Source organism: Alloalcanivorax marinus (genome assembly GCF_016785095.1).
Taxonomy (GTDB): Bacteria; Pseudomonadota; Gammaproteobacteria; order Pseudomonadales; family Alcanivoracaceae; genus Alloalcanivorax; species Alloalcanivorax marinus_A.
On sequence record NZ_JAEKJB010000002.1, the window covers coordinates 17644 to 43586 of the forward strand.

26 protein-coding genes and 2 tRNA genes are annotated in these 25943 nt (G+C 66.7%); 22 read left to right on the forward strand and 6 right to left on the reverse strand.

The genetic code is table 11. From position 1 onward, the window contains the following. Positions 1-8: 8 nt before the first annotated feature. A complete protein-coding gene (locus tag JF515_RS01925) occupies positions 9-584 on the reverse strand; it encodes a lipocalin family protein (protein ID WP_203100457.1) in 576 nt (191 codons plus the stop codon). A gap of 213 nt (positions 585-797) precedes the next feature. Here JF515_RS01925 and ccmA point away from each other — a divergent pair, with 213 nt between their 5' ends. The 8 genes from ccmA to JF515_RS01965 all read left to right on the forward strand — a co-directional run bounded on the left by ccmA (position 798) and on the right by JF515_RS01965 (position 6966). Continuing rightward, entirely contained in the window at positions 798-1352 is a 555-nt protein-coding gene (gene ccmA / locus JF515_RS01930) for a cytochrome c biogenesis heme-transporting ATPase CcmA (protein ID WP_238400797.1), read from the forward strand. Then, positions 1349-2020 carry a heme exporter protein CcmB gene (ccmB, locus tag JF515_RS01935; protein ID WP_203100459.1) on the forward strand — a complete coding sequence of 224 codons (672 nt, stop codon included), beginning with the start codon at positions 1349-1351 and terminating at the stop codon, positions 2018-2020. Before ccmA ends, ccmB begins: the two co-directional genes overlap by 4 nt. Before the next feature lie 102 nt (positions 2021-2122). Beyond that, entirely contained in the window at positions 2123-2890 is a 768-nt protein-coding gene (ccmC, locus tag JF515_RS01940; protein WP_203100468.1) for a heme ABC transporter permease CcmC, read from the forward strand. Positions 2891-2892: 2 nt separating this feature from the next. Beyond that, entirely contained in the window at positions 2893-3108 is a 216-nt protein-coding gene (gene ccmD / locus JF515_RS01945) for a heme exporter protein CcmD (protein ID WP_203100470.1), read from the forward strand. Next, positions 3092-3589: a cytochrome c maturation protein CcmE gene (gene ccmE, locus JF515_RS01950; RefSeq protein WP_203100472.1), complete on the forward strand. Its 498-nt coding sequence runs from the start codon at positions 3092-3094 to the stop codon at positions 3587-3589. Before ccmD ends, ccmE begins: the two co-directional genes overlap by 17 nt. Positions 3590-3689: 100 nt before the next feature. Next, positions 3690-5195, forward strand: a complete 1506-nt coding sequence (locus tag JF515_RS01955; RefSeq protein WP_203100474.1) for a RimK family protein — start codon at positions 3690-3692, stop codon at positions 5193-5195. A 23-nt stretch (positions 5196-5218) separates the two neighbouring features. Then, the gene (locus JF515_RS01960) at positions 5219-6445 is read left to right on the forward strand and encodes a DUF2157 domain-containing protein (protein WP_203100476.1); all 1227 of its coding nucleotides are present in this window, start codon (positions 5219-5221) and stop codon (positions 6443-6445) included. Further along, on the forward strand, positions 6442-6966 hold the full coding sequence (locus JF515_RS01965; protein ID WP_203100478.1) for a GDYXXLXY domain-containing protein: 525 nt from the start codon (positions 6442-6444) through the stop codon (positions 6964-6966). The genes JF515_RS01960 and JF515_RS01965 overlap by 4 nt, the downstream gene beginning before the upstream one ends. Positions 6967-6985: 19 nt before the next feature. Here JF515_RS01965 and JF515_RS01970 read toward each other — a convergent pair whose 3' ends face one another. Next, complete coding sequence (locus JF515_RS01970) at positions 6986-7639, reverse strand: glutathione S-transferase family protein (RefSeq protein ID WP_203100480.1); 654 nt, start codon at positions 7637-7639, stop codon at positions 6986-6988. A gap of 213 nt (positions 7640-7852) precedes the next feature. On the opposite strand from JF515_RS01970, the gene JF515_RS01975 reads away from it, so the two are divergent. Both JF515_RS01975 and JF515_RS01980 read left to right on the forward strand, forming a co-directional pair. After that, positions 7853-7928, forward strand: a tRNA-Glu gene (locus tag JF515_RS01975). Between the two features lie 23 nt (positions 7929-7951). Next, positions 7952-8027, forward strand: a tRNA-Gly gene (locus JF515_RS01980). Positions 8028-8186: 159 nt separating this feature from the next. On the opposite strand, the gene JF515_RS01985 is transcribed toward JF515_RS01980, so the two are convergent. Then, on the reverse strand, positions 8187-8501 hold the full coding sequence (locus JF515_RS01985; RefSeq protein WP_203100482.1) for a hypothetical protein: 315 nt from the start codon (positions 8499-8501) through the stop codon (positions 8187-8189). Here JF515_RS01985 and JF515_RS01990 point away from each other — a divergent pair. The 7 genes from JF515_RS01990 to JF515_RS02020 all read left to right on the forward strand — a co-directional run bounded on the left by JF515_RS01990 (position 8479) and on the right by JF515_RS02020 (position 16922). Next, positions 8479-9000 (forward strand): TRAP transporter small permease subunit, encoded by a 522-nt coding sequence (locus JF515_RS01990; protein WP_203100484.1) that lies wholly within the window; start codon positions 8479-8481, stop codon positions 8998-9000. The genes JF515_RS01985 and JF515_RS01990 overlap by 23 nt on opposite strands. Further along, positions 8993-10366 carry a TRAP transporter large permease subunit gene (locus tag JF515_RS01995; protein ID WP_203100485.1) on the forward strand — a complete coding sequence of 458 codons (1374 nt, stop codon included), beginning with the start codon at positions 8993-8995 and terminating at the stop codon, positions 10364-10366. Before JF515_RS01990 ends, JF515_RS01995 begins: the two co-directional genes overlap by 8 nt. Before the next feature lie 82 nt (positions 10367-10448). After that, positions 10449-11531: a TRAP transporter substrate-binding protein gene (locus JF515_RS02000; RefSeq protein WP_203100487.1), complete on the forward strand. Its 1083-nt coding sequence runs from the start codon at positions 10449-10451 to the stop codon at positions 11529-11531. A gap of 80 nt (positions 11532-11611) precedes the next feature. Continuing rightward, the gene (locus JF515_RS02005; protein ID WP_203100489.1) at positions 11612-13960 is read left to right on the forward strand and encodes a xanthine dehydrogenase family protein molybdopterin-binding subunit; all 2349 of its coding nucleotides are present in this window, start codon (positions 11612-11614) and stop codon (positions 13958-13960) included. Continuing rightward, positions 13957-14787, forward strand: coding sequence for an FAD binding domain-containing protein (locus JF515_RS02010; RefSeq protein ID WP_203100491.1), 831 nt, complete (start codon positions 13957-13959; stop codon positions 14785-14787). The genes JF515_RS02005 and JF515_RS02010 overlap by 4 nt, the downstream gene beginning before the upstream one ends. Next, entirely contained in the window at positions 14784-15950 is a 1167-nt protein-coding gene (locus JF515_RS02015; protein WP_203100493.1) for a xanthine dehydrogenase family Fe-S subunit, read from the forward strand. Before JF515_RS02010 ends, JF515_RS02015 begins: the two co-directional genes overlap by 4 nt. Then, entirely contained in the window at positions 15951-16922 is a 972-nt protein-coding gene (locus JF515_RS02020; RefSeq protein ID WP_203100495.1) for an XdhC family protein, read from the forward strand. Between the two features lie 61 nt (positions 16923-16983). Here the strand turns inward: JF515_RS02020 and JF515_RS02025 are convergent, their stop codons facing one another. After that, the gene (locus tag JF515_RS02025; RefSeq protein WP_203100504.1) at positions 16984-19827 is read right to left on the reverse strand and encodes an autotransporter outer membrane beta-barrel domain-containing protein; all 2844 of its coding nucleotides are present in this window, start codon (positions 19825-19827) and stop codon (positions 16984-16986) included. A 77-nt stretch (positions 19828-19904) separates the two neighbouring features. Beyond that, on the reverse strand, positions 19905-20285 hold the full coding sequence (gene rnk, locus JF515_RS02030) for a nucleoside diphosphate kinase regulator (protein ID WP_203100506.1): 381 nt from the start codon (positions 20283-20285) through the stop codon (positions 19905-19907). Between the two features lie 291 nt (positions 20286-20576). Here rnk and JF515_RS02035 point away from each other — a divergent pair, with 291 nt between their 5' ends. From JF515_RS02035 to JF515_RS02055, 5 genes are all read left to right on the forward strand, one after another. Further along, a complete protein-coding gene (locus JF515_RS02035; RefSeq protein WP_203100508.1) occupies positions 20577-21251 on the forward strand; it encodes a histidine phosphatase family protein in 675 nt (224 codons plus the stop codon). Positions 21252-21325: 74 nt separating this feature from the next. Continuing rightward, complete coding sequence (locus JF515_RS02040; protein ID WP_203100510.1) at positions 21326-22276, forward strand: ABC transporter ATP-binding protein; 951 nt, start codon at positions 21326-21328, stop codon at positions 22274-22276. Then, positions 22273-23046 (forward strand): ABC transporter permease, encoded by a 774-nt coding sequence (locus JF515_RS02045; protein ID WP_203100512.1) that lies wholly within the window; start codon positions 22273-22275, stop codon positions 23044-23046. Before JF515_RS02040 ends, JF515_RS02045 begins: the two co-directional genes overlap by 4 nt. A gap of 34 nt (positions 23047-23080) precedes the next feature. Beyond that, the gene (gene queF / locus JF515_RS02050) at positions 23081-23905 is read left to right on the forward strand and encodes an NADPH-dependent 7-cyano-7-deazaguanine reductase QueF (RefSeq protein ID WP_203100514.1); all 825 of its coding nucleotides are present in this window, start codon (positions 23081-23083) and stop codon (positions 23903-23905) included. Positions 23906-23928: 23 nt separating this feature from the next. Continuing rightward, the gene (locus JF515_RS02055; protein WP_203100516.1) at positions 23929-24378 is read left to right on the forward strand and encodes a DUF4870 domain-containing protein; all 450 of its coding nucleotides are present in this window, start codon (positions 23929-23931) and stop codon (positions 24376-24378) included. An 80-nt stretch (positions 24379-24458) separates the two neighbouring features. On the opposite strand, the gene JF515_RS02060 is transcribed toward JF515_RS02055, so the two are convergent. Next, the gene (locus tag JF515_RS02060) at positions 24459-25937 is read right to left on the reverse strand and encodes an AbgT family transporter (protein WP_203100518.1); all 1479 of its coding nucleotides are present in this window, start codon (positions 25935-25937) and stop codon (positions 24459-24461) included. Between the last annotated feature and the right edge of the window lie 6 nt (positions 25938-25943).

The window sequence follows — 25943 nt, forward strand, 5'->3', positions numbered from 1 at the left end:
GGTCCGTTTCAGCCTTCCGCCGGGGCCGGGGAGGTCGGCACCAGGTCGCGGTTGCGCTCGAGTTCGTCCACCGGGAAGCCCTTTTCCCGGGCGCTGGACACCAGGGCCTGATATTGATCCTCGGGCAGGCGCGGTTGCCGGGCCAGAATCCACAGGTATTCTCGGCCCGGCTCGCCGATCACCACGGTCCGGTAATCCTTGTCGAGAGCGATGATCCAGTAGTTGCCCTCGGCGATCCGGGGCAGCAGCCGGGAAAACCAGTTGTCGAAGCGCACCTTGAGTTTGGCGTTGCCGGAATCCGGCACCACCCGGGCTTCGCCCTCGGCGACGCTGGGGCCGTCCTTGCGCTGACAACGGTTGATCACGCGCAGGCCGCCGTCGTCCATGGGTTCGTAGGTGGCCGTGGAGTTGTAGCAGCCGCGTTGGAACCATTGCGGCAAACGGGCGATTTCATGCCAGGTGCCGGCGTAGCGTTGCAGGTCCACCTGGTCGACGGTGGCCAGGGGGCGGTCGTCGCCGCCGCAGGCGGTGAGCAGCAGGGCGAACAGGGCACCGGCGGCGCCACGGAGAGTCGGGAAACGCATGGTCGGAATCCTTTCGGCGCGGAACAGGGCGCCCTAGTCTAGCCTAAATCGGGCGCCCTCGTCCGGGGCGCCCCGAATCCGATCTGGGTCAAGGCCACGGGGCATCCGGGGCGCTATCGCCATGCTATACTGCCGCGCCGATTCAGGGAGGTTCTGACTATCACTGCGCCACGCCTCACAGTGCGCCGTTTAAGCTGCGAGCGGGATGACCGGATGCTGTTCCGGGACCTGGATTTTTCCGCCCACGACGGCCAGATCTGGCAAATCACCGGCGCCAATGGCGCCGGCAAGACCACCCTTTTGCGAATCCTCGTGGGCTTGCATGGTTTCTACGAAGGCGAGGTGCGCTGGGACGGGCCGCTGGCGCCATCGCTGCTTTATCTGGGCCATCAGCCCGGCGTGCGTGAGGAACTCACCGCCCGGGAAAACCTCCGATACAGTCAGGCCCTGGCGGGCCAGAGCGGCGACGTGGACGCGGCCCTGGACGCGCTCGGCCTGTACGGCTTCGAGGACGTGCCCGCCGGGCGGTTGTCCGCCGGCCAGAAGCGGCGCATCGCCCTGGCCCGGTTGTGGCTGGGCGACAAGCGCGTCTGGGTGCTGGACGAGCCCTTCACCGCCATCGACCAGGACGGTGTGGCGCGGCTGGATGCGCGCCTGCGCGAGGCCGCCGCCGCCGGCACTCTGGTGCTGTACACCTCCCACCACCGGGTGGGCGAGGACGTGCACCGCCTGCACTTGAGTGGCGCCGGCGCCGAGGTGCTGGCATGAGCGCCATCTGGTGGGCGTCGTTGCGCCGTGAGCTGACCTTGATCTGGCGGGCGCCCGCGGACATGGTGCAGCCGCTGTTCTTCTTCGTGGTGGTGGTGAGCCTGTTCCCGCTGGGGCTGTCGCCGAAGCCGGAGCTGCTGGCCCTGGTGGCGCCCGGGGCGGTCTGGGTGGCGGCCCTGCTGGCGGTGATGCTGTCCCTGGATGGCCTGTTCCGCCGTGACCAGGAAAGCGGTGCCCTGGACCAGATGCTCACGGCCCCCGTGGTAACGGTGGTGCCGGTGAGCGCCAAGCTGCTGGCGCACTGGCTGCTCACCGGCCTGCCGCTGGCGCTGATCGCGCCGCTGCTGGGCTACATGATGCAACTGCCGGTGGCGGTGCTGGACACGCTGATGGTGAGCGTGCTGCTGGGCACGCCGACCCTGACCGTGGTGGGCGCCATCGGCGCCGCGCTCACGGTGGGGCTCAACCGTGGCGGTATTCTGCTGGCGGTGCTGGTGCTGCCGCTGTACATCCCGGTGCTGGTGTTCGGCGCCGGCGTGGTGCGCACCGCCCAGGACGGGTTGCCCACCGACGGGCTGTTGGCGGTGCTGGGCGCGATTCTGGCGCTGGCGCTGAGCCTGGGGCCGGTGGCCGTGGCGCTGGGCCTGCGCATCAGCGCCGGAGATTAACGCCCTGCGGGCGCGATACAGGATGCAGGTTACAGGATGAAAGAACTCGCGCCCCTGTATCCTGCATCCTGAATCCTGTATCGAACGAAGTGATGATCGTTTATGTGGAAAACAATTAAACGCTGGTACCACCAGCTTGGTTCACCGCGCTACTTTTACGGCTTCTGCAACGCCGTGCTGCCCTGGCTGGTGCCCATCGCTCTGGTGGTGCTGGTGGTGGGGCTGGCCTGGGGCCTGGCCTGGGCGCCGGTGGAGCGCTACCAGGGCGACAGTTACCGTATCATCTACATTCACGTGCCCGCCTCCAGCGGCGCTTTGATGGGCTATATCGCCATGGGCGTGGCCGGCCTGGTGGCGCTGGTCTGGCGCATGAAAATGGCGGAGGTGATGCTCAAGGCCCTGGCGCCGTTCGGCGCCGTGCTGGCGGCGGTGTCCTTGATCACCGGCGCGCTTTGGGGCAAGCCCACCTGGGGCACCTACTGGCAGTGGGACGCGCGCATGACCTCGATGCTGATCCTGCTGTTCCTGTACCTGGGCATCATCGCTCTGCAGAGCGCCATCCGTGACCCGCGCCAGGCGGCCAGGGCCGCTTCGCTGCTGGCGGTGGTGGGGGTGATCAACGTGGTGATCGTCAAGTATTCCGTGGAGTGGCTGCAGACCCTGCATCAGGGCGCCACCCTGAAGATGGTGGGCGAATCGTCCATCAACGATGCCATGAAATACCCGCTGCTGATCAGCATGCTGGGCCTGTGGCTGCTGTACGCCGCCAACGTGCTGATCCGCGCCCGCGCCGAGGTGCTCAGCCGCGAGCGGCGCAGCGGCTGGGTGCGCAAGCTGGTGGCGCCGGGCGACGGCAAGGGCGGGAGATAGCCATGTATTTCGACAGCTTCGCCGACTTCCTGGCCATGGGCCGGCACGGCTTCTATGTCTGGACCGCCTACGGATTGAGCGCACTCCTGATCACCGCCAACATGCTGCTCGCGCTGCGCCAGCAGGGACGGGTGCGCGCCGAGTTGGCGCGCCGCGCGCGCCGCGATGCCCGCGACAACGCAACCTCTTCGGAGCACCTTGATGAATCCGGTTCGTAAGCAACGTCTGATGGTGGTGCTGGCCATTCTGGTCGGCCTGGCCATCGCCGTGGGGCTGGCGGTCTACGCCCTGCGCCAGAACATCAATCTGTTCTATACCCCGCAACAGGTGGTCAGCGGCGAGGCGCCGGTGGGCACCAAGATGCGGGTCGGCGGGCTGGTGGAGGAAGGCTCGGTACGCCGTGATCCCCAGACCCTGGACGTGACCTTCGCGGTCACCGATGGCAAGGGCACCTTCGATATTCACTACCAGGGCATCCTGCCGGACCTGTTCCGCGAAGGGCAGGGGGTGGTCGCCAATGGCACCCTGGTGAGCCGCGACCGGTTCGAGGCCGACGAGGTGCTCGCCAAGCACGACGAGACCTATATGCCGCCGGAAGTACAGGACGCGCTGGAGAAAGCCGGCCACCCCGGCAACGCCGGAAAAACCGGCCAAAACGGCGAAGCCGGAAGCTACGGCGGCCAGTACGGCGACCCCTGAGTCGCGGGCCCGGCCGGGCCGGCGCGAAAGTGATTGTCGGCCCGCCGGGCCTGGCATACAGTGCGCCGGACCACCCCTTACGCGAGGCCATCCGGGCACCATGAGTCAGGTCATCATCCTGGTCGACGATCCGGCCGACTGGGCCGCCTATTACCCCACCCGCCATCTGCTCGCCGCCCGCGATTATCTGCAGGCGGCGACGCCGGTGTGCACCGACAAGAAAGTGCAGGTGATCAACCTGTGTCGGGGCTACAAGTACCTGTCGCCGGGCTACTACTGCTCGCTGCTGGCGGAGGCCCGTGGCCAGCGGGTGATGCCCTCGGTGCGCACCGTCAACGACCTCAGCCGCAAGGCCCTCTACGGCTTGCACTTCGGCCACTTCGAGAATGCCCTGGACCGGGTGATCAGGAAGCGTGCCCCGGGCAAGCAGGGCGAGGACGCCACCCGGCTCACCCTGACTCTGTATTTCGGCCACACTGAACAGGAAGGCCTGGCGGAGCTGGGCCGGCAGATTTTCGATCAGTTGCCGTGCCCGATCCTGCGCGTGGCGTTCCGGCGCCGCGACGACCAGTGGATTCTGGAATCGATTCGCACGGTCAGTCTCAAGCAGCTCAAGGGCGATGAGGAAGACGCCTTTGCCCGTGCCCTGGAGCGCTTCGACGCACGCGTCTGGCGCAACCCGCGCCGCCGTCGTGGCGACCGCTATGAGCTGGCCATGCTGGTGGACAAACGGGAAGTCCTGCCGCCCAGCAACAAGACCGCCCTGAAGCGTTTCATCAAGGCTGGCCGCGAACTGGGCATCAAGGTGGAGCCGATCGACCGCGACGATTACGCGCGGCTGGGCGAATACGATGGCCTGTTCATCCGCGAAACCACCGGCCTGGACCACCACACCTACCAGTTCGCCCGCAAGGCGGAGCAGGAAGGCATGGTGGTGATCGACGACCCCGGCTCGATCCTGCGCTGCACCAATAAGATTTACCTGGCGGAACTGATGCAGGCCAACAAAGTGCCGGTGCCGCCCACCGCCTTCGTGTTCGACGATTCCGATGCCCAGGTGGAACGTCTCATCGACGAACTGGGGCTGCCCATGGTGCTCAAGATTCCGGACGGCAGTTTTTCCCGGGGCATCAGCAAGGTGGTCGATCGCGACGCCCTGCGTGACGCCCTGCGCCAGTACCTCAAGCAGTCCGCGGTGGTGCTGGCCCAGGCCTTCATGTACACCGATTACGATTGGCGCATCGGCGTGCTCAACAACCGGCCGCTGTTCGCCTGCCAGTATTTCATGAGCAAGGGCCACTGGCAGATCTACCACCACAAGGACGGTGGCAAGACCAGCTCCGGCGGCTTTCGCAGCCTGGCGGTGCGCGACGTGCCGCCCAAGGTGCTGCGCACCGCCCTCAAGGCGGCGCGGATGATGGGTAACGGCCTGTATGGCGTGGACCTGAAACAGTCCGGCGACGAGGTGGTGGTGATCGAGGTGAACGACAACCCCAACGTGGACGCTGGCGTCGAGGACCTGTGGCTGGGCGAGGATCTGTACCGCCAGATCATGCTGGAGTTCCTGCGCCGGCTGGAGGCCAAGCGGCTCGGCCTGCCCCTGTAGGAAGCGGGAGTGAGAGAGCGAGGATGCGACGATATCTGATCCGCCGGGCGATTCGAAACTGGTACGCCGACGGCGACATCGACGAAGCCACCGCCCGGCGTCTGCTGGCCCGGTACGGCTCCGCTCTGGACGAGCGGCCGCCATCCGCCGCCGGGCCGGTGCTGGCGGTGGCCGGGCTGTTCCTGGGGCTGGCCTTGCTGCTGGTGGTGTCCGCCAACTGGGAACAGCTGCCGCGGGGCTTGCGGCTGGCCGGTCTGATGTCGCTCACGGCGCTGCTCAACGGCGTCGGCGTGGCGCGCTATCTGCGCCATAGCGCCGGGGCCTTCTGGCTGTTGCTGGGCGGCTTCGCCTACGGCGCCTCGGTGATGCTGATCGGCCAGATGTACCACCTCGGCGAGCATTTCCCCAACGGTCTGTTGCTGTGGGCGTTGGGGGGGCTGCCCCTGGCGTTGCTTACCCGGAGCCGCCTGCTGGCGCTGCAGACCCTGGCGGTGGCGGTGGCCTGGATGGTGATGGAGAACCGCTATGGCATGCCCTGGGCCATGCCGCTGTTTCTGGTCGCGGCCGCCGGGGTGGCGCGCTATCGGAACAGCGCCGTGCTCACCCTGGCCACCCTGGCGGCCGCCGCTGGTTGGGGCAACCTGATGCTTACCTGGGCCTACGCCACCGACTTCGGCCCGGACACCGCCGAGGGCATGATCAGTTTCAACCTTGCCTTGCTGGTGCTGGCGGTGGCGCTGTCCCGGCGCCCGCGCTGGTTCGGCGCCGCCGGCCCGTTGCTGGCCGTGGGCGTGCCGCGCCTGGTGCTGTTGGCGTTGCTGCCGTTCACCTTCGTGGACATCTGGCGCGACTATCTGGCACTGGCCTGGACCTGGCTGGACCCGGGGCTGTGGGCCGGTCTGGCGGTGCTGGTGCTGGCCGCGCTCGCCGGTCAGCCGTTACTGGCCGCGGTCAGTGCCGGCCTGCTGGCATTGGTGCACACCGGCGGCCTGCCACACCAGGCCCTGGCATGGGCGGTGGCGGTGAATCTGCTGGTTCTGGCCCTGGCCCTGGGCTGGCTGCACCGGGGGCTGGTGGAAGGGCAGGCGGGTCTGTTCTTCACCGGTCTGGTGGCGATGCTGCTGCTGGCGGCGCTGCGTTACCTGGATCTGATCGGCGGCTACCTGGGCGCCGCCGGCTTGTTCATCGCCATGGCCACGCTGCTGTTGTTGGTGGCGTTCTACTGGCGCCGTCGGGAGGCACGGTCATGAATCGCCTGTTGAACCGTTCCCTGCTGAAGGTGGCGCTGATCACGGCGGTGGTGGCGCAATTGCTGGTGCTTGGCGGCCTGGCCGGCTACAGCCAGTATCCGTTGTGGGTGGGCAGGGAGGTGAAGGTGGCGACGCTGCCGGTGGACCCCCGGGACTGGTTCCGGGGCCAGTATGTGCGGCTGGACTATCCGTTCAGCCGCCTGCCGATTCCCGATATGGAACTGCCTCGCGGTGGCGATTCGGTATTCGTGCCGTTGCACCGGGAAAAAGGGCTGTGGCGGCCAGGCCGCGCCCGCCTTCGTGAACCGGATAACGGCCCCTACCTGCGCGGTCGCATCACCTCGGTCAGCGGCGGACGCATGCACGTACGTTATGGCATCGAGGCCTGGTTCGCATCGCCGGAGGAGGCCCGCCGGCTGGAAGCGGATCTGCGCGACGGTGGCGTTGCCCGGCTGCGGGTGGCCCCGGGCGGGCGCGCCGCGCTGGTGGCGGTGGAGCGGGGCGCCGGGCCGGCGCCCTGAACTCAGCCGGGTCTCTTCTTCAGCCGAGCACTTTTTTCAGGAAGCCGCTTTCCTTGGCGATGGTGTCGGCGAACGGTGCCAGGTCATGAAGGCGCCGGGTGTGGGCGGCCAGGTTGGGGTGGCGACCGTCGTCGGGGCGCTCGCCGCCGTGGGCGAAGTTGACCATCTGGCTGGCCACGGCGATGTCGGCCACGGTGGGCTGGTCCCCGACCAGATAATCCTTGCCTTCCAATTCCCGCTCCAGGTAGTCGAGCAGCGGAGGAATGCGGTGAGCGAGGGCGTCGCGGGCCTGCTCCTCGTCGCATTGCTGGCCAATCAGCGGCTTTACCACCCGGTTGCGGAATACCATGAAGGTGCACTGCGGCGCGAGCTCGTAGTCGGCGTATTTCTCGAACCACAGGGTGCGTGCGTACTCGTAGGGGTCGGTGGGGTAGAGCGCCGGCTCCGGCTGGATGCGCTCCAGATAGGCGCAGATCACCGCCGAATCCGCCAGGTAGCGGCCATCCACTTCCAGGGCGGGAATGCGGCCCAGCGGGCTGATCGCTTCATAACCTTCGGGTTTGTTGTTCGGGTCCACCATCACCGATTCGTACTCCAGGCCCTTGAGGGCCAGCACCACGCGGGTCTTGCGGACGAAAGGCGACAGAATGGCGCCGTAGAGTTTCATGGGCATGCGTCTCTCCCGGTCGGGGCCCCCAACGGCGGGGCCGATTTCGAAGCCTCAGGGATATAGCAGCGGGCCGGGGTGGTCAATGGCCCATCGTGCTCGCGGCGGGGTGGTGGATGAGCGAATTGGCGAAAGATTCGGCAGACGCGCGCCGCCGGTGAATTTCTCCTTGACGATGGGGGCGCCGATTTCTATTCTACGCGCCGCTTGAGAGCACGGGTCCCCTTCGTCTAGTGGCCCAGGACACCGCCCTTTCACGGCGGTAACAGGGGTTCGACTCCCCTAGGGGACGCCACTCAATCTGTTCACAAGCGCCAAGCGGGAATAGCTCAGTTGGTAGAGCACAACCTTGCCAAGGTTGGGGTCGCGAGTTCGAATCTCGTTTCCCGCTCCATTTTCTCCCCCTGGAACCACCCCGGTTCCACCTCGACGTGCTTCTTTTCCTGCCCGGACCTTGCCCGGATTCGTTCGCCCCTGAAGCGGTCTGGCCGGTGATGGTCCGCCTGCTGAAACGCTCTTCCCGAAACACTGTTGCAAAGGCCTCTTGATTCGTTTAGCGTTGATTATAGTCAGTGTACTGATAAATAAATCGTGATACGCGATTCAGAAAGAATAAAAAAACAACAGCAATAACAAAGGGTTGAGAAAAATGACCGAGGAGCCAACGCACCACCTGTACATAAAAATAGGTGCTACCCATCCTAATTTGGCGTTCCAGCGCGCCGCTTTCCCCGCCGCCCATGGCCGCGGAAAACCCAGGGACATCGACATGATCGTGGAGCCATTTAGCGGTGCCCGCTGAACGGGCACGGCGTTGTAACGGCGATGGGCAGGAGAAAAGCGGTATGGAGAGGTTGGCGGGTCTCATTGATGGTCTCAATGATGGCATCGGTGAAATCCTTAAATGGGGCATGCCGGTCATCGCGGTGATCTGCGCGGTGGTGGCGGTGCTCCGCTACGGTTTCGAACTCGGGTTTCCCTGGCTGTCGGAAATCTATATCTGGCTCAATGGCGCCCTGTTCACCCTGGGCTCCGCCTATGTGCTGCGCCACGAAGGTCATGTGCGCGTGGATCTGTTCTACAACCTGCTCTCCGTGCGTGGCAGGGCCTGGATCAATCTGCTCGGCACCCTGGTGCTGCTCTATCCGATGCTCTACTTCATCGCCGTCAAGGCGTGGCCGGGCATCCAGCGTTCCTGGGCGCGTCTGGAAACGTCACCGACCATCGGCGGGCTGCCGTTCATGTACCTGCTGAAGAGTTGCCTGTTGGGGTTCTGCCTGCTGCTGGCCTTGCAGGGGCTGAGCCTGGTGCTCCGTTCCATTCTCGTGATTCGCGACCCGTCCGCTGGAGAGAAAGGCCGTGGCTGAGCTGTTCCTGCTGATTCTGCTCGTTGTTCTGATTGTTGCTCTGCTAAGCGGTTTTCCGGTGGCGTTCGCCATTGGCGGGGCCTCCATTCTGGTGGCGGCGCTGGCGTCGTGCTTCGGCGCTTTCGACATGCTCATGCTTGGCGCGTTGCCAGGGCGCATTTTCTCCATCATGACCAACGAAACCCTGCTGGCGGTGCCGTTGTTCGTGTTCATGGGGGCGATTCTGGAGCGCTCGCGCATCGCCGAGAATCTGCTTACCACCATGGGCCAGTTGTTCGGGCGGGTACCGGGCGGTCTGGGGGTGGCGGTGATCATCGTTGGCGCGCTGCTGGCCGCGTCCACCGGCGTGGTGGGCGCCACCGTGGTGGCGATGGGGCTGATCAGCCTGCCCGCCATGCGCCGCGCTGGCTATGACGAGCCCCTGGCCAGTGGCCTGATCTGCGCCGCCGGTTCCACCGCCCAGATCATTCCGCCCTCCACGGTGCTGATTCTGCTCGGCATCATGCTCCAGGACGCCAATACCCAGGCGATGCTCAGCCAGGGCGGCTTCAACGGTACCCAGATTGGCGTTACCGATCTGTTCACCGCCGCGCTGGTACCCGGTTTGCTGCTGGTGTTTTTCTACCTGCTGGTGATGGGCGTCCGTGCCGTGTTCAACAGTGAATCCTGCCCGCCGCTGACCATGAACGACGAGGAGCGCCGCACCCTGCCCAAGCGGGTGCTGTTCACCATGCTGCCGCCGCTGGCGCTGATCGTGCTGGTACTGGGCTCGATTCTGTCCGGCATCGCCACCGCCACCGAATCCGCCGCCCTGGGCGGCGTGGGTGCCTGCGTTCTGGCGATCCTGGGCCGGCAGTTTTCGTTCAAGGTGCTCAAGGAAGCCAGCCGTTCCTCGCTGTCCATGAGCCTGATGATCTACGCCATCCTGATCGGCGCCACCATTCTGTCGCTGGTGTTTCGCGCCCTGGGCGGGGAGGACGTGATCGCCGAGCTGCTGGGCGCGGTGCCTGGCGGTGTCACCGGTGCCATTCTGTTCGTGCTGCTGGTGATGTTCGTGCTTGGCTTCATCCTCGACACCTTCGAGATCATCTTCATCGTCGTACCGATCTTCGCGCCACCGCTGATCATGATGGGCGCCGACCCGCTGTGGCTGGGCGTGGCATCCGCCATCGTCCTGCAGACCAGCTATCTGACCCCACCGTTTGGCTACGCCATCTTTTTCCTGAAGGGGGCGGTTACCGACCTCAAGCTGACCACCGTGTATCGAGGCGTGATCCCATTCGTGATCCTGCAATTACTGGGCGTGGTGGCGATCTGGATCTGGCCGGATCTGGTGTTGTGGCTGCCGGGATTGCTGGCCGACTGATTACCGTCACTCCGCCGGCGGTGACCGCGTCGTCGGTGGAGGTTTTTGCGCATTTCACCGCGGAGATTGAGGAGCTACACCCATGAAGAGACGTGATTTTCTGTTCAAGGCCGGTGTCGCCGGCACCGTCGGCGCCGCCGCCGCCACCGTCAGTTTTCCCGCCATCGCCAAGGGCGCCATTGAATGGCGCATGCAAAGCACCTGGCGGCGCAACTCGCCGTTGCTGTCCACCGGCCCTGACCTGGTGGCGGACTACGTCAACAAGGCTTCCGGTGGTCGTATGAAACTCAAGGTGTACACCGCCGGCGAAGTGGTGGGGCCGCTGGAAGTGTTCGACGCGGTCGCCGATGGCACGCTGCACATGGGGCACGGCTATCCGGCGTTCTGGTCCGGCAAGCACCCCGGTTTCCAGTTCCTGGCGCCGTTGCCCTTTGGCATGACCTCCCAGGAACAGAACGCCTGGTTCGCCTACGGTGGCGGGCAGCAGCTCATCGATGAGTTGTACGGCGAGTTCGGGCTCAAGTTCTTCCCCAGTGGTAACACCTCGGTGCAGGGCATCTGGCTGAACAAGGACATCAACGCCGCCGCTGACTTCAAGGGCATGAAGATTCGTACCGGCGCCCTGGCCGGCAGCGTGCTGCAGGAGTTCGGCGCGGTGCCGGTGCAACTGCCCCTGGGCGAGGTCACCCAGGCGCTGCAGAACGGGACCATCGACGGCGCCGACTATGTGGGCCCGTTCAACGACATGGCGTTCGGCCTGCCGCAGGTAGCGCGCAACTATTACTGGCCCGGCTGGATGGAGCCCAACGGCGTGCTCGACTGCTTCGTTAATCAATCCGCCTGGGACAAGCTCGACAGCGACCTCAAGGAAGTGCTGGTCGGTGCCAACGCCTACGCCAACCAGATGGTGCTCAGCGAATTCGTGGCCAAGAACGCCCAGGCGCTGCAGCAAATCAAGAAGGACTATCCGAAGGTCAATGTCACCACCTTCAACGCCGACACCCTCAAGGAGCTTAAGAAGGTGTCCGGGGACGTGGTCGCCGGGGTGGCGAAGAAGGACGCTCTGGCCAGCAAGATCCACCAGTCAATGTCTGATTTCATGGCGGTGGTACGGCCTTATTCGGAAATCACCGAAATGGAATACATGACCGCGCGGGCGAACTGATCCGACGCGATGCGACGCGCGGGCGGGTGCCTTCGGGCGCCCGCCCGCGCCGTTGGTTTTTGAAGGATGCGAGGTAGAGGATGAATAAGACCGGTATTGGTGCCCGTGTACGTCGGTTGGAAGACGACCGTCTTGTTCATGGCAGAAGCCGTTATGTGGGCGATATAAAAATGCCGGGCATGTGTGACGTGGCGTTTTTGCGCAGCCCGCTGGCCCATGCCCGGATCAAGGCGGTGAACAAACCGGAGGGGAAGGAAAGCCGCGTTCTGTGCGCCGCTGATCTGGACGGCGTGCGACCGATCGTCGCCGAATCCACCTTGCCTAGTTACCGGGTTTCCGAGCACTGGCCGCTGGCGCGGGACAAGGTCCGTTTCGTGGGCGAGCCGGTGGCCATGGCGATCGGCCGCAACCGCGCCGAGGCCGAGGACCTGCTGGAGGAAATCGATCTGCGGCTGGAGGCGTTGCCGCCGGTGATCTCGCCGACCGTGTCGATGGCCGATGACGCCGCGCTCGTGCACGAGCAATGGGACGACAACATGTTCCTGAAGCTGTCGGTGGGTCAGGACCCGGCGAATGCCCGCGACAACGCCGACGTGGTCATCAAGCGCGAATACCGCACCGCGCGCCAGGTCATGAACCCGATGGAAGGCAAGGGCGTGGTGGCCTGGTGGGATTACCGCGACGGCCAGCTGGTGGTGACCTCATCCACTCAGGTGCCGCATATCATCCGCAACGGTCTGTCCCGTTGCCTGGGCATCGACGAATCGCTGATCCGCGTGATCGCCCCGGAAGTGGGCGGCGGCTTCGGCTACAAGTGCATTCTGCAGCCCGAGGAAATCGCCGTGGCCTGGCTGGCCTGGACCCGGCGTAAACCGTTCCGCTGGCTGGAGGATCGCCGCGAACACCTGACCGCGGGCGCCAACACCCGCGAACACTATTATTCCATCACCGCCTACGCGGACAAGCGCGGGCGGGTGCTGGGCATGGACGCGGAAGTCACCGTGGACGTGGGCGCCTATTCGGTGTGGCCGTTCACCGCCGGCCTGGAAGCGGCCCAGGCCGGCGGCAATCTGCCCGGCCCCTATGATTTTCGCGAGTACCGCTGCCAGGTTAACGCGCCGGCCACCAACAAGCCGCCGTTCACGCCCTATCGCGGGGTGGCGCGCCCCGGTGTGTGCTTCGCCATGGAACTGACCATTGACGCCATTGCCCGGGAAGTGGGCCGTGAACCCTGGGAGGTGCGCGCCGAGAACCTGGTGCCGGCGGACGCCATGCCCTATGTGAACGTCACCAACAAACACTACGACACCGGCGACTATCCCGGTTCGTTGATGCGCGCCAAGGAAGCGATCCGTTTTGATGAGGTGCGCGAGCGACAGAAAACCCCGGAGCCGGATGGCCGTTTGATCGGCATCGGCTTCGCTACCTACACCGAACAATCCGCTCACGGCAGCAAGGTATTCGCGCAATGGGGGCTGGCGTTGATTCCCGGCTACGACGAGGCGCGCATGAAGCTGACGCCGGACGGCGGTGTCGAGGTTCGCGTCGGCATTCAGAGCATTGGTCAGGGGCTGCAGACCACGCTCGCCCAGGTGGCCTCGGAGATTCTTTCCATCCCGGTGGATCGCATCCGCGTGTTGATGGGGGACACCGGCACCACGCCGTATTCCTACGGGGCGTTCGCGTCGCGGGGCATCGTGATGGCCGGCGGCGCGGTGTCGCGGGCCGCCGAAGCGCTCGCCGAACGCATCCGTGTCATGGCCGCCCGGCCGTTGCGGTGCGCTCCGGAGGAGGTCCGGTTGGAGGGCAATCGAGTGCACGGCCCCAACGGCAGCCTGAGTTTCGCCGAGGTGGGCCGGATCTGGTATCTGCGCCCGGACGAACTGCCGGAAGGTGACCGTCACGGTGGCCTGGAAGTCACCGAGGCCTACCGGCCGAAAACCGACAACGGGGTGTTTTCCTATGCCTCCCACGCGGTGGTGGTGGCGGTGGACCCGCAGACCGGCAAGGTCGAGTTGCTCGACTATGTGATCGTCGAGGACGCCGGCCGGGTGGTGAACCCGATGATCGTGGAAGGCCAGACCATCGGTGGCACGGTGCAGGGCATCGGCACCGCCCTGTTCGAGGAGGTGCTTTACGACGATCAGGGCCAGCCGCTCACTTCCACCCTGGCCGACTATCACCTGCCGGGCGCGGCGGAAGCGCCGCACATCCGCATTCAGCACACCGAGAGCCCGTCGCCGCATACCGCCCACGGTATCAAGGGCGTGGGCGAGGGCGGCGCGATCGCCCCGGGCGGCGCCATCGTTAATGCCATCAACGATGCGCTGGCCGGTCTCGGCGTGGAACTCAACCGCATTCCCGCCACCCCGGAGCGTGTTCTGACGGCGATTCTCGGCGCCCGCTCCGGCAAGGAGAACGCATCATGAAACCCGTGAAGTTTGATTACCTGCCGGCCCGGGACGGCGCCGAGGCGGTGCGGCTGCTCACCGAACATGGCGACGAGGCCAAGTGCATCGCCGGCGGCCAGTCCCTGGGGCCGATGCTCAACCTGCGCCTGGCGCGACCGGCGGTGCTGGTGGATCTGCACCGCGCCGAGGACCTGACCGGCGTGGAGGAAAGCCGCGACGCCATCGTCTATGGCGGCGCCGTGCGTCACGCCGACTTCGAGGACCGGAGGGTGGCCGACGCCGCCCGTGGCATGTTGCCGTTCGTGGCCTCGCGCATCGCCTACCGGGCGGTGCGCAACCGCGGCACCCTGGGCGGCAGCCTGTCCCACGCCGATCCCGCCGCGGACTGGGTGTGCGTGATGACCGGCCTGGGCGCCACCTATTTGTTGCGCGGCAAGAAAGGCGTGCGTGAGGTGCCGGCGGAAAAATTCATCCACGCCGCCTTCATGACCGAGCTGGCGCCCAACGAAATTCTGGCCGGCGTGCGGGTGCCCCGGCTTAGCGAAAGCGCGCGCTGGGGCTACTACAAGTTCTGCAAGAAAGTGGGCGAATTTTCCCAGGCCACCGGAGTGGTGGTGGTGGACCCGGAACGGGGTTACTGCCGGGTGCTGGTGGGCGCCCTGGACAGCCCGCCGGTGCCCCTGGAGCCGGTGGCGGAAGCGCTTGCCGCCGAGGGGCCGACGGCGGCCCTGGCGGTACTGGACGCGGCGGTGGACACGGCCCTGGGTGATTATCCCGAGGTTAACCGCCAGCTTTACAAGGTCGCGGTGCGGCGCGCCCTGGCACGGATTGGAGCTACTCGATGAGCACGAAACCGTCTCTCTCTGAACTGACCCTGGACGTCAATGGCGAGGCCGTCAGCGGCCAGGTGGAAGGGCGCACCAGCCTGGCGGATTTTCTGCGCGACGATCTGGACCTGACCGGCACCCATCTGGGTTGCGAGCACGGTGTGTGCGGCGCCTGCACGGTGGAAATGGACGGCCAGCCGGTGCGGGCCTGCATTACCCTGGCGCGGGCCTGCGAAGGGCGCAGCGTGCGCACCATCGAGGGTGGCGACGACGATCCGGTGATGGCGGCGCTGCAGGAGGCGTTCATGCAGTTTCATGGCCTGCAGTGCGGCTTTTGCACGCCGGGCATGCTGGTGGCCTGCCGCGACATTATCCTGCGCCACCGGACGCTGAGCGATGAGCGGATCCGCATTGCCCTGGGCGGCAACATCTGCCGTTGTACCGGCTACGTGGGCATCGTCAACGCGGTGCGCTCGGTGTTCGAGCGCCGCGATCAGTTGCTGGCCGACGCCACAGAACCAACGGCGCCGCCGGAGGAGCCGGCCTGGGAGGGTACTCCATTCAGGCCGTTCAAGCGTCGCGCCGGGCAGATGACGGCGGTTACCGCCCCGCCGTCGGACGGCGACGACGATGACCAGACTCTGCGTGAATCGATCACCGTGCGAAAACCGGCGGACGAGGTCTGGGCCTTTCTCAGTGATGTGGAACGGGTGGTGCCCTGCGTGCCGGGGGCGCGTTTGCTGTCGGTCAATGGCAATGAACTGGAAGTGGAGATGGAAGTGTCCCTGGGTGCGATCCGCGCCCGTTTCCGGGGCAACGGCCGTTTCCACTTCGACGACCAGACCCGCAAGGGGCGCATGGAAGGCGAAGGGCGGGACGCCCGCAGCGGCTCCAGTGCCAGCGGCGCCATGGATTTCGCCGTGATCGCCGACGACGGCGACCAGCGCTGCCGCATTGAGTTCGTCGCTTCCTACAGCGTCACCGGGCCGTTGTCCCAGTTCAGCCGTGGTGGTCTGGTGAAGAGCTTCGTCGGCGCCATGGCGCGGATGTTCGCCGACAATGTGCAGACGGTGCTGTCCGGAGGGCAGGTGTCCGAGGGCGGAGGCGCGGGCCTGAGTGTGGTACGGCTGACGCTGAATGTGATCAAATCCTGGTTCCAATCCCTGTTCCGGCGAGAATGAATGCAACACCTTGATCTTCAGGTCGTCTCCCAGGCCCGGGCCTGGTTGAGTGAAGGCGAGGCGCTGTGGTTTTGCACGGTCCTTTCCACTTTCGGTTCTTCCCCCCGGGAGCCCGGCTCCCTGTTCGTGGCGCGCGCCAACGGCGCCCATGCCGGCTCCCTGTCCGGCGGCTGCGTGGAGGAGGATTTCCTGGCGCGGATCGCCGCCGGGGAATTCCAGGCGCCGGCCATGGTGGTGCGCTACGGCGGCGACAGCGTGGACGCACCGGGGGTGACGCTGCCCTGCGGCGGCTCCCTGGACGTGTTGGTGGAGCACTGGCTTCCCGACGCGGCGCGACGCGAGCATCTGGCCGCGCTGCATGAGGTGATGGCCGGGCGCACCCCCCGGCGGCGGCGGGTGTCGTTGCGCGACGGCGCCGCGTCGCTGGAAGAGGCGCCGCCCCAGGGCGCGGCGGTGGAACGTCACGGCGACCAGGCGCTGATCCGGGTGGGGCCCACGCGGCGTTTGATCATCGCCGGCATTTCGCCGGTGTCCCGTTTCTGCGCGGAGTTCGCCACCGCCATGGGGTTCGAGGTGATCGTGTGTGATCCGGACCCGGAGGCCTGCGCGGACTTCGCGGTGGCCGGGGTGACGGTGCGCGAGGTGTTGCCGTCGCTGTTCATCGAGGCGGAGGGCTGCCACGCGGCCACCGCGGTGGTGGCCTTGACCCATGATCCGCGCATCGACGATCTGGCGATGATGGAGGCGGTGCGCACGCCGGCCTTCTACATCGGCGTGATGGGGTCCCGGGCCACGTCCGCCAAGCGGGCGGAGCGGTTGCGCCGTTCCGGCCATTTGAGCGAGTCGGAGATCGAGCGGTTGCACATGCCGATCGGGTTGGCGCTGGGCAGCAAGACGCCGGCGGAGATCGCCTTGGCGGTGATGGCGGATATTCTGCGCGTCTACCGGGGTAAGGGGCGTTCTTTGCTCTAGGGTGGTTGGGGCCCCGGAAGGGGCCCACGCCCGGACGCTTCGCGGTAGCGTCCCCGGCGTATCAGAACGCAAGGTTCAGGGTGAGGTTGGCGCCTTGTTGTCGGGTGTCGCTGGCGAAGCGGCCCTGGTAGGCGAGGCCGAGGCGGGTGCGCGGCGTGGGCGCCAGGCTCAGGCCGGCTTCCAGCAGGGCCACCTCGTCGGCCACCGGCAGGCCGGTGACGGTGAAGCGTTGCCCGCCGGCGAAGCCGTGCTCGGTGCGCGGGTTCACGTCGCCGGTGGTGCGTTGCCAGCCCAGGGTGCCGTGGGCGCGGGCGTCCAGGCCGGCGAGGCCGAGGCCGGTGCCCAGGCGCAGGCCCAGGGTGGCGACGTTGAGGTCGGCGTCCTCGCCGCCGCCGCTGAGGGCGGCCGGGTCGCCGGTTTCCCGGTGGCGGTCTTCCTGGTAGCGCACCCGGGCCAGGCCGGCGAAGGGTTCCAGGGCCACCGGGCCGGCGTCGAAGCGGTAACCGGCTTCGGTGAACAGCTGGGTGGTGGTCGCGTCGTAGCGGTCGCCGGCGCGGCCCTGGTAGCCGTCGAAGGCGATCCCGCGTTCGGTGTCCACTTGGTGGCGGCTGTGGCCCAGGCCCAGGCTGAGCCGCAGGCGGTCCAGGCGGGTGCCGGCGAACAGGCCCAGGTGGTAGTCGTCGCTTTCCGCCCGGTTGTCGCCGCCGTCCACGTCCAGCCGGGTCTGGCCGTAGCCGGCCAGCGCGCCCAGGCGCCAGCCCGGCGCCGGGCGGGCGTCGGCGCCCAGGAACAGGCCGCCGGCGCGGTGTTCGGTGCCGGCCACGCCGCCGCCCGCGTCGCGGTCCGCCCAGGCGCCGTAGGCGCGGGTCCAGACGGTGGCGCCGCTGTCCGCGTCGCGGGCCAGCAGGGTGGCGCCCGGGGCGCCGGGGCCCTGGGTGGCGCGCAGGCGGTCGCCGGCGGCCTGGCGCAGGAAGCGGCTGTCCTCGATCAGCGCCGCCCGGGTGGAGGCGTACACCGCCCCGGCCAGTTGGTCGAAGGCGTCGCGCACGGCGGCGCCGTCGGCGGCCTGCAGCAGCAGGGCGTCGTGCACCGGGTCGCCGATGCCGCGTTGCTCGGCGGCGTTGGCGGCGGCGCTCTGGTTGGCGGTGCGCGCCATGCCGGCGAAGGTGGCGTCGTTGCGCACCAGGCGCAGGCTCACGGTGTTGCTGTCGTAGTCCAGCAGCGGCTGCAGGAACGCCAGGTTGGTGCTGACCTGGTCGAAGCGGCCGGTGACGCCCTGGTCGGCGTCGATCAGGGTGTAGCGGGTGAACGGCTGGTAGTCGCCGCCGGCGTCGATGTGCGCCACGCTGCCGCCGTTCAGGGTGGCGCCGCCGGTGACCCGCACCCGGTCCGCCGAGCCGTCCCCGGCGCCTTCCACCTGGAACACCGAGCCGGACTCGAACACCAGATCGCCGTCCACGGTGAGGGTGCCGATGGAATTGCCCGGCGCCAGGGTGGCGCCGTCGGTGAGGCGGGCGCCGCCCAGGGTGCCGGTGCCGCCTAGCAGGGCGCCGTCGGCCACGGTCACCGTGGAGCCGGCCACGGCGCCGTTGACGATCAGCGCGCCGCCGTCCACCCGGGAGGCGCCTCGGAACAGGTTGTTCCCGTTCAGCACCAGGGTGCCGGTGCCGGCCTTGGTGAGGCCGCCGTCGCCGTCCAGGGCGGTGTTGATGATCAGGTCGTGGCCGTTGCTGTCGATGATCGCGCCGCCGGCCCGGATCACCACGTCGCCGTCATTGAAGTTGAGGAAAAGGCGGTCCTGGTCGCTGCTGGCGAGGAAGCGGCCACCGTCGAAATAAAAGGTGCCGGCGCCCGCGTCCCGATCCACCCAGGGGGTTTCCAGGGTGCCGCCTTGGCCCAGCGTCAGCGAGCCGGTGCCCGAAGCGTTCACCCCGACCACCACGCCGTTTGCGCGTACCGTGCCGCCATCGGCGATAGTGAGTTCGCCGTTGCCGTTGTTGCCCAAAAGAATGGCGCCCCGGTTGTTCCACAGCGCGCCGTTACCGAGCACCGTCACGCTCCCCGACGAGCCCGCCTCGCTGCCCACGAAGGCTACCCCGTTGGACAGGGTGGCGCCGGCGTTGACGGTGATCTCGCCGCCGCCCTGGCTGCCCACCACCAGGTTCGAGGCCATTTCCCAGCCGGCGTCCGCGCCGCCCAGGCTGACCCGGCCCTGGCCGCCGGCGCCGCTGCCAACGAAGCCGTTGTCGCTGATCACGGTGCCGCCGGCGCCGACGCTTACCTGGCCGTCGCCGGCGCCGCCGACCACCAGATCACCGCGGTTCTCCCAGCGGCCGCCTTGTACCTGGACCAAGCCTTCTCCGTCCTCGAAGGAGCCCACGTAGCCGATGTCATTGGTGACCGTGGTGCCGGCGCCCAGGGTCAGGGTGCCCGGGCCGATCTCGCCCACCGACAGGGTGTTGCCCGCGTCCAGGCGGCTGCCGTCGCCGCTGAGCACCACCTGGCCGTCGCCCAGGTCGCTGCCGATGTAGGTTTGCAGGGCGGTGACCCGGCCGCCGTCCTCGATGTCGAGGTCGCCGTCGCTGAGGTCGCCAACGTAGAGAACGCCGCTGTTGGCCCAGAGCGCGTTGGTGCCGGTGACGGTGGCGGAGCCGGTGGCGCCGTTGGTGAAGTCGCTGCCGATGTAACCCTGGCCGTTCTCCACGGTGCCACCGGCGCCGACGATCAGCTCGCCGCCGATCTGCAAAAAGGAACCGGCCTGCCAGGGGCTGGGGCGGGTGCCGCCGGCGGCGGCCACGGTTTCCCGGTCCCCCACATCGATGCTTTCAGCGCCCACCGGCGTGGTGATCGGCGCCAGCAGCCCGATTCCCACCAGCAGCCGTGACGCCAGGGAAGTTGTTGTCATGTCGTTCGCTCCTGTTCAAGGAACGAATCGCACCACAGAGAGCGCCGGCGCAGCAGTCCCCTAAACAGGGGAGGGCGTCAGGCCGGGGTCACCGCGATCAGGGTCAGGTGCAGGGTCTTGCCCTTGCTGGGCCACTCGATGGTGTCGCCCACGCCCAGGCCGAGCAGGGCGGCGCCCACCGGGCTGAGAATCGACAGACGGTCCTCGCCGGCGCCCACCTCGGTGGGCAGGCACAGCACCAGTTCGTGGGTCTTGCCGCTGTCCTCGTGGAGGAAGCGGGCGCGGCTGTTGAGTTGTACCACGGTGTCGGGCATGGCGTCCGGGGCCAGGTAGTGGGCCCGGTCCAGTTCATCGTAGAGGTGGTCCACCACCTCCTCGTCGCCGCGGTGTTTTTCCAGCAGGGCGTACAGGCGATCCCGGTCCAGGGTGGAAACGGTAATCGGGGGCAGGGCGGTCATGGCGCGCTCCGTTCAGTGTTCGCTTGGAATGAGAGTTGTATCGGGGCCCCGGAGCGCCGGACCCCCGGGGCGATACTGAACCGGGTCCGGCGTTAGGGGAGGAAGACGCGCAGGCGCGCGCCGGCGCGGGACGCGCGGGCGGAAACAATGGGAGCGGGGCGGGCGCCGGGTCGGCGTTGCGTGAAAATCATGACGCCCACCATAGCAGGGCGGCGCGGTTTTGCCAGCGCCGCGTGCGCGGTTGGCATTGCCGTCGCGCGTCCGTAAGATGAGTGGGCGCAGAGAGAAGACATGGCCCGATTACATCCCCGCCTCCACGATGCCTTGCAAATGCTGCCGGAAGACCGGCCAGCCCACCTGTTGACCCGCCACTCGGTTCGCGAACTGGCCAAGAACGGGTTCGCCGATTACCGTCTGCCGCTGACACCGGAAGGCGTGGCCATGGCTCGGCAGTGGGGCGCGCGTCTGGAGCGGCCGGTGGCCGGCTTCTATTCCAGCCCGGTGGGTCGCTGCGTGGATACCGCCACGGCCATGGCCGAGGGGGCTCGCGAAGCCGGCCTGATTGATCACCTGCCCGAGGTGATCACCGACGCCACCCTGGTGGAGCCGGGCTGTTACGTGGAAGACCTGAACCGGGTAGGGCCCACCTTCCTGAAGATGGGCGCGCTGCGGTTTCTCAACGCCCATCTGCGCCGCCCGTTCGACGGCATGCTGACGCCGGCGGCGGGTCGCGCCAAGCTGGCCGCCTACCTGCGGGAACGGGAGCCGGCACCGGGTGCCCTGGCGGTGCACGTGACCCACGACACCATCCTCGCGGTGCTGGTGGCGGAGCTGGAAGGCCGCGACGCCATTGATGAAAGGCACTGGCCGTGGATGATGGAAGGGCTCTGGTTGTGGTTCGAGGAGCACCATCTTCACTGGGTATGGCGTGGCGAGCACGGCCACCGCCCGCTGGACGAGGCTTGAAAGCCGGCATCGCGGTCCCCACATAGGGCTTTTCCCTGACCTTTTTATCCGACTATCCGACGGCGAGGTGATTCTTGTCCGCCCTGACCATTCGCAATCTCAGAAAAACCTACGCCAATGGCGTGGAAGCCCTCAAGGGCATCGATCTTACGGTGGAGAAAGGCGACTTCTTCGCGCTGCTGGGGCCCAACGGCGCCGGTAAGTCCACCACCATCGGCATCGTCAGTTCCCTGGTCAACAAGACCAGTGGCGAGGTGAGCATTCTCGGTTACGACCTGGACCGCCAGCGCGCCCTGGCCAAGCAGAAAATCGGCGTGGTGCCGCAGGAGTTCAACTTCGGCCAGTTCGAGAAGGTGTTCGACATCGTCGTCACTCAGGCCGGCTTCTACGGCATTCCGGCACGCATCGCCCGGGAGCGTGCGGAAAAGTATCTGCGCCAGCTCGGCCTGTGGGACAAGCGCAAGAATCAGGCGCGCACTCTCTCCGGTGGCATGAAGCGCCGGCTGATGATCGCCCGTGCCCTGGTGCACGAACCGGACCTGCTGATCCTCGATGAGCCCACCGCCGGCGTCGACATCGAACTGCGCCGTTCCATGTGGGATTTCCTGATCGGCCTGAACAACGAGGGCCGCACCATCATCCTCACCACCCATTATCTGGAGGAGGCGGAGTCCCTGTGCCGGCATATCGCGATCATCGACCATGGCCAGATCGTCGAGAACACCGACATGAAGTCCCTGCTCGAGAAACTCCAGGTGGAAACCTTCATTCTCGACCTGGCCAGGCCGGTCACCGAGGCACCGCGCCTGCCCGGCTTCCAGGTGCGCCTGCGTGACGCCGCCACCCTGGAGGTGGAGGTGCCGAAGACCGAAAACCTCAACCGCCTGTTCGTGGAGCTGGCGGAGCTGGATCTGCGCGTGATGAGCATGCGCAACAAGGCCAACCGGTTGGAGGAGTTGTTCGTGCGGCTGGTGGAGCAGAATCTGCCCGGCCAGGCGGCGCCCGCCGAGGAGGTGGCCTCATGAGTGCCTATCAGCAATGGGTCGCCTTCTGCACCATCGTGGTCAAGGAAATCCGTCGTTTCACCCGCATCTGGCCGCAGACCCTGCTGCCGCCGGCGATCACCATGAGCCTTTATTTCGTGATCTTCGGCAACCTGGTGGGCCGGCGCATCGGTGACATGGGCGGCTTCGACTACATGCAGTACATCGTGCCGGGTCTGATCATGATGAGCGTGATCCAGAACAGCTACGGCAACGTGGTTAGCTCGTTCTTCTCCACCAAGTTCCAGCATTCCATCGAGGAGATGCTGGTGTCGCCGATGCCCAACTACGTGATTCTCACCGGTTTCGTGGTCGGCGGCATGGCACGCGGCATGGCGGTGGGGCTGATCGTCAGCGTGCTCAGCCTGTTCTTCACCGACCTCACCATGCAGCACGCCTGGATCACCGTGTCGGTGGTGGTGATGACCTCGGCGTTGTTCTCCCTGGGTGGTTTTCTCAACGCCACCTTCGCGCGTAATTTCGACGACATCAGCATCATCCCGAATTTCGTGCTGACGCCGCTGACCTACCTGGGCGGGGTGTTCTATTCTCTGGATCTGCTGCCGGACTTCTGGCGCGCGGTGACCCTGATCAACCCCATCGTTTACATGGTCAACGCCTTCCGTTACGGCGTGCTGGGTGTGAGCGACGTCAACGTCTACGCGTCACTGGGCGCTATCCTGGTGTTCGTGCTGGTGTTTTACTCGCTGGCGTTGTGGTTGCTGAACCGCGGCACCGGCATCCGGGGATGAACAGGGAAAAGAACAAGGACAAGGAGAGCAGGCCATGAGCTATCTCAAGGACACGCCGCTGGGGCGCAACAGTGATTTCATCGATGAGTACACGCCGTCGCTGCTGTGCCCGGTACCGCGCTGGGACGCCCGCGAGTCGCTGGAGCTGGAGGATACCACGCTGCCGTTCCACGGCATGGACATCTGGAACGCCTATGAATTGTCCTGGCTCAACGAGAAGGGCAAGCCCCTGGTGGCCCTGGCGGAGCTGATCGTGCCCTGCACCTCGCCCAACATCATCGAGTCAAAGTCGCTGAAACTGTACCTCAACAGCTTCGCCAACAGCCGCTTCGACAGCCGCGACCGGGTGGTGGCGACGATCGCCAAGGATCTGGCCGAGGTGGCCGGCGCGCCGGTGGACGTGCGCGTGCTGACCCTGCGCGAAGCGGAACGGGAACCGGCCTGGGAAGAGCACGGCCAGTTGGTGGATACCCTGGACGTGGCCTTTGACCACTTTGAGTACCGCCCGGAGCTGCTGCTCACCGACCAGGGCCCGGAGCAGACCGGCGTGCTGGTCTCGCACCTGCTGCGCAGCCACTGCCCGGTGACCAACCAGCCCGACTGGGGCACCGTGCAGGTGCGCTACACCGGACGCCCGATCAGCCCGGCCAGCTTCCTGCGCTACGTGGTGTCGCTGCGCAACCATCAGGGCTTTCATGAGCAGATCGTGGAGCAGGTGTTCGTGGATTTGTCCCGCCACTGCGCGCCGCGCCAGTTGTCCGTATATGGACGTTTCACCCGCCGTGGCGGGCTGGACATCAATCCGTTCCGGTCCAATTATGAAGACACCCCGGCCAACCGACGTACCATCCGCCAATAAACCCACTGCATAGGATCTTTTTCATGAGCGACAACGAAACGCCGGACAATACGCCGAAACCCGACAACGTGACGCCGCCGCAAACCGCGCCCGGGCCCGCGTCCGGCGCGGACAACGCGAGCGCGGATGGCGCGCCGCCCAAGGAGGAGCGTAACCTGGGCATGGCGTGCCACCTGCTGGCGCTGGCCGGGCTGGTGCTGCCGCTGGGCAACATCATCGGGCCGCTGATCATGTGGCTGGTGAAGCGCGAGGAGAGCGCCTTCGTCGACGAGCAGGGCAAGGAGGCGCTGAACTTCAATATCACCATCGCCATCGCCGGCTTTGTATCGTTCCTGCTCACCTTCGTGGTGATCGGCGCTCTGTTGCTGCCCGCCGTGTTCATCTTCTGGATCGTGATGACCATCATCGCCGCGGTGAAAGCCAGCGGCGGCGAGCACTACCGCTACCCCCTCACCCTGCGCCTGATCAACTAGCACCGCCGTCGCGCGGGATGCCGTATAACCCCCGGCGCCCGCGCGATAACGCCGCCCGCCGCTCCTGCGGCAGGGTTTCCCTACGCCCCCAGGGGCCAGCCGAAGCCGATCCACACCGCCAGCAGAATCGACCAGCCCAGCAGCAACGCCAGGCTGTAGGGCAACATCAGCGCGATCAGAGTGCCGATGCCGGTGTCCGCCCGGTAACGCCGGGCGAAACCCAGCACCAGGGCGAAATATGGCATCAGTGGCGTGATGATGTTGGTGCTGGAATCGCCCACCCGATAGGCGGCCTGGGTGGCCTCCGGATCAATGCCGAGCAGCATCAGCATGGGCACGAACACCGGTGCCAGGATCGACCACTTCGCCGAGGCGCTGCCGATCATCAGATTAATCAGCGCCGCCAGGCCGACGAACAGCAACAGCAGCAGCACCGTGGGCAGCTCCAGCCCGCCCAGCCAGGCCGCGCCCTTCACCGCCAGAACCAGCCCCAGCTGACTGTAGCCGAACCAGGCCACGAACTGGGCGGCGAAGAACATCAGCACCAGATAGCCGGACATCGACGCCATGGTGGTTTCCATCGCCTGAATGATGCCGGCGGCGGAGCGAAAGGTGCCGCTGACGCGGCCGTACACGGCGCCGCAGGCCGCCGCCAGCAGAGCGATCAGTACCACCAGCGAAGACATGAACGGTGACTGCAGAATGGCGCCGTCCTCACCGCGCAGTGGCGCGCCGGCGGGTACCACCAGCGCGGCGATGCCGGCCAGGCCGAGGGCCAGGGTGACCAGGGTCCAGCGGGCCGCGCGCCGGTCCACCCGGGGCGCCAGGTCCTCGCTCTCGGCGCCCGCGTCGGTGCTCGCCACCCGCTTCTCGGTGACGCGCAGGGTGATCAGCGACACAAGGGCGGTGACCAGCACCGTGGACACCATGATGAACCAGTAGTTGCCCGCCGCCGACACCTCGCGCCGGCCATCCACCAGATGGGCGGCTTCCGTGGACAGGCCGGCCAGCACCGCGTCCACCGGCCCGAGCAGCAGATTGGCGCTGTAGCCCCCGGACACCGCCGCGAACGCCGTGGCGATACCGGCCAGTGGCGAACGGCCGGCGAGCTGGAACAGGAAGCCGGCGAGCGGAATCAGCACCACATAGCCGGCGTCGAAGGCGATGCTCGACATTACTCCGGCGAAGGCCACGGTCACCACCAGGGTACGGTGGGAGGCGCGCCGCACCAGCGCCGCCAGGCCGGCGCCGAGCAGGCCGGAATGCTCGGCGATGCCGAGCCCGAGCATGGCCACCAGCACCACGCCCAGGGGCGCGAAGCCGGTGAAGTTGCCGACCAGATGGGTAAGCACGTACCGCAGCCCCTCGCCATCCAGCAGCGAGCGCACCACGATGCTCCGTTCCTCCAGAGGGTGCTCGGCGGTGACGCCGAGCAGCGCCAGCAGCGCGCTCAACGGCAGCATCAACAGACACAGCCAGACGAACAACAGGGTGGGGTGGGGCAGGCGATTGCCCGCGCGTTCTAGCCAGCCCAGCCAGCCTGAAGACGGTGAGTGCATGATGGT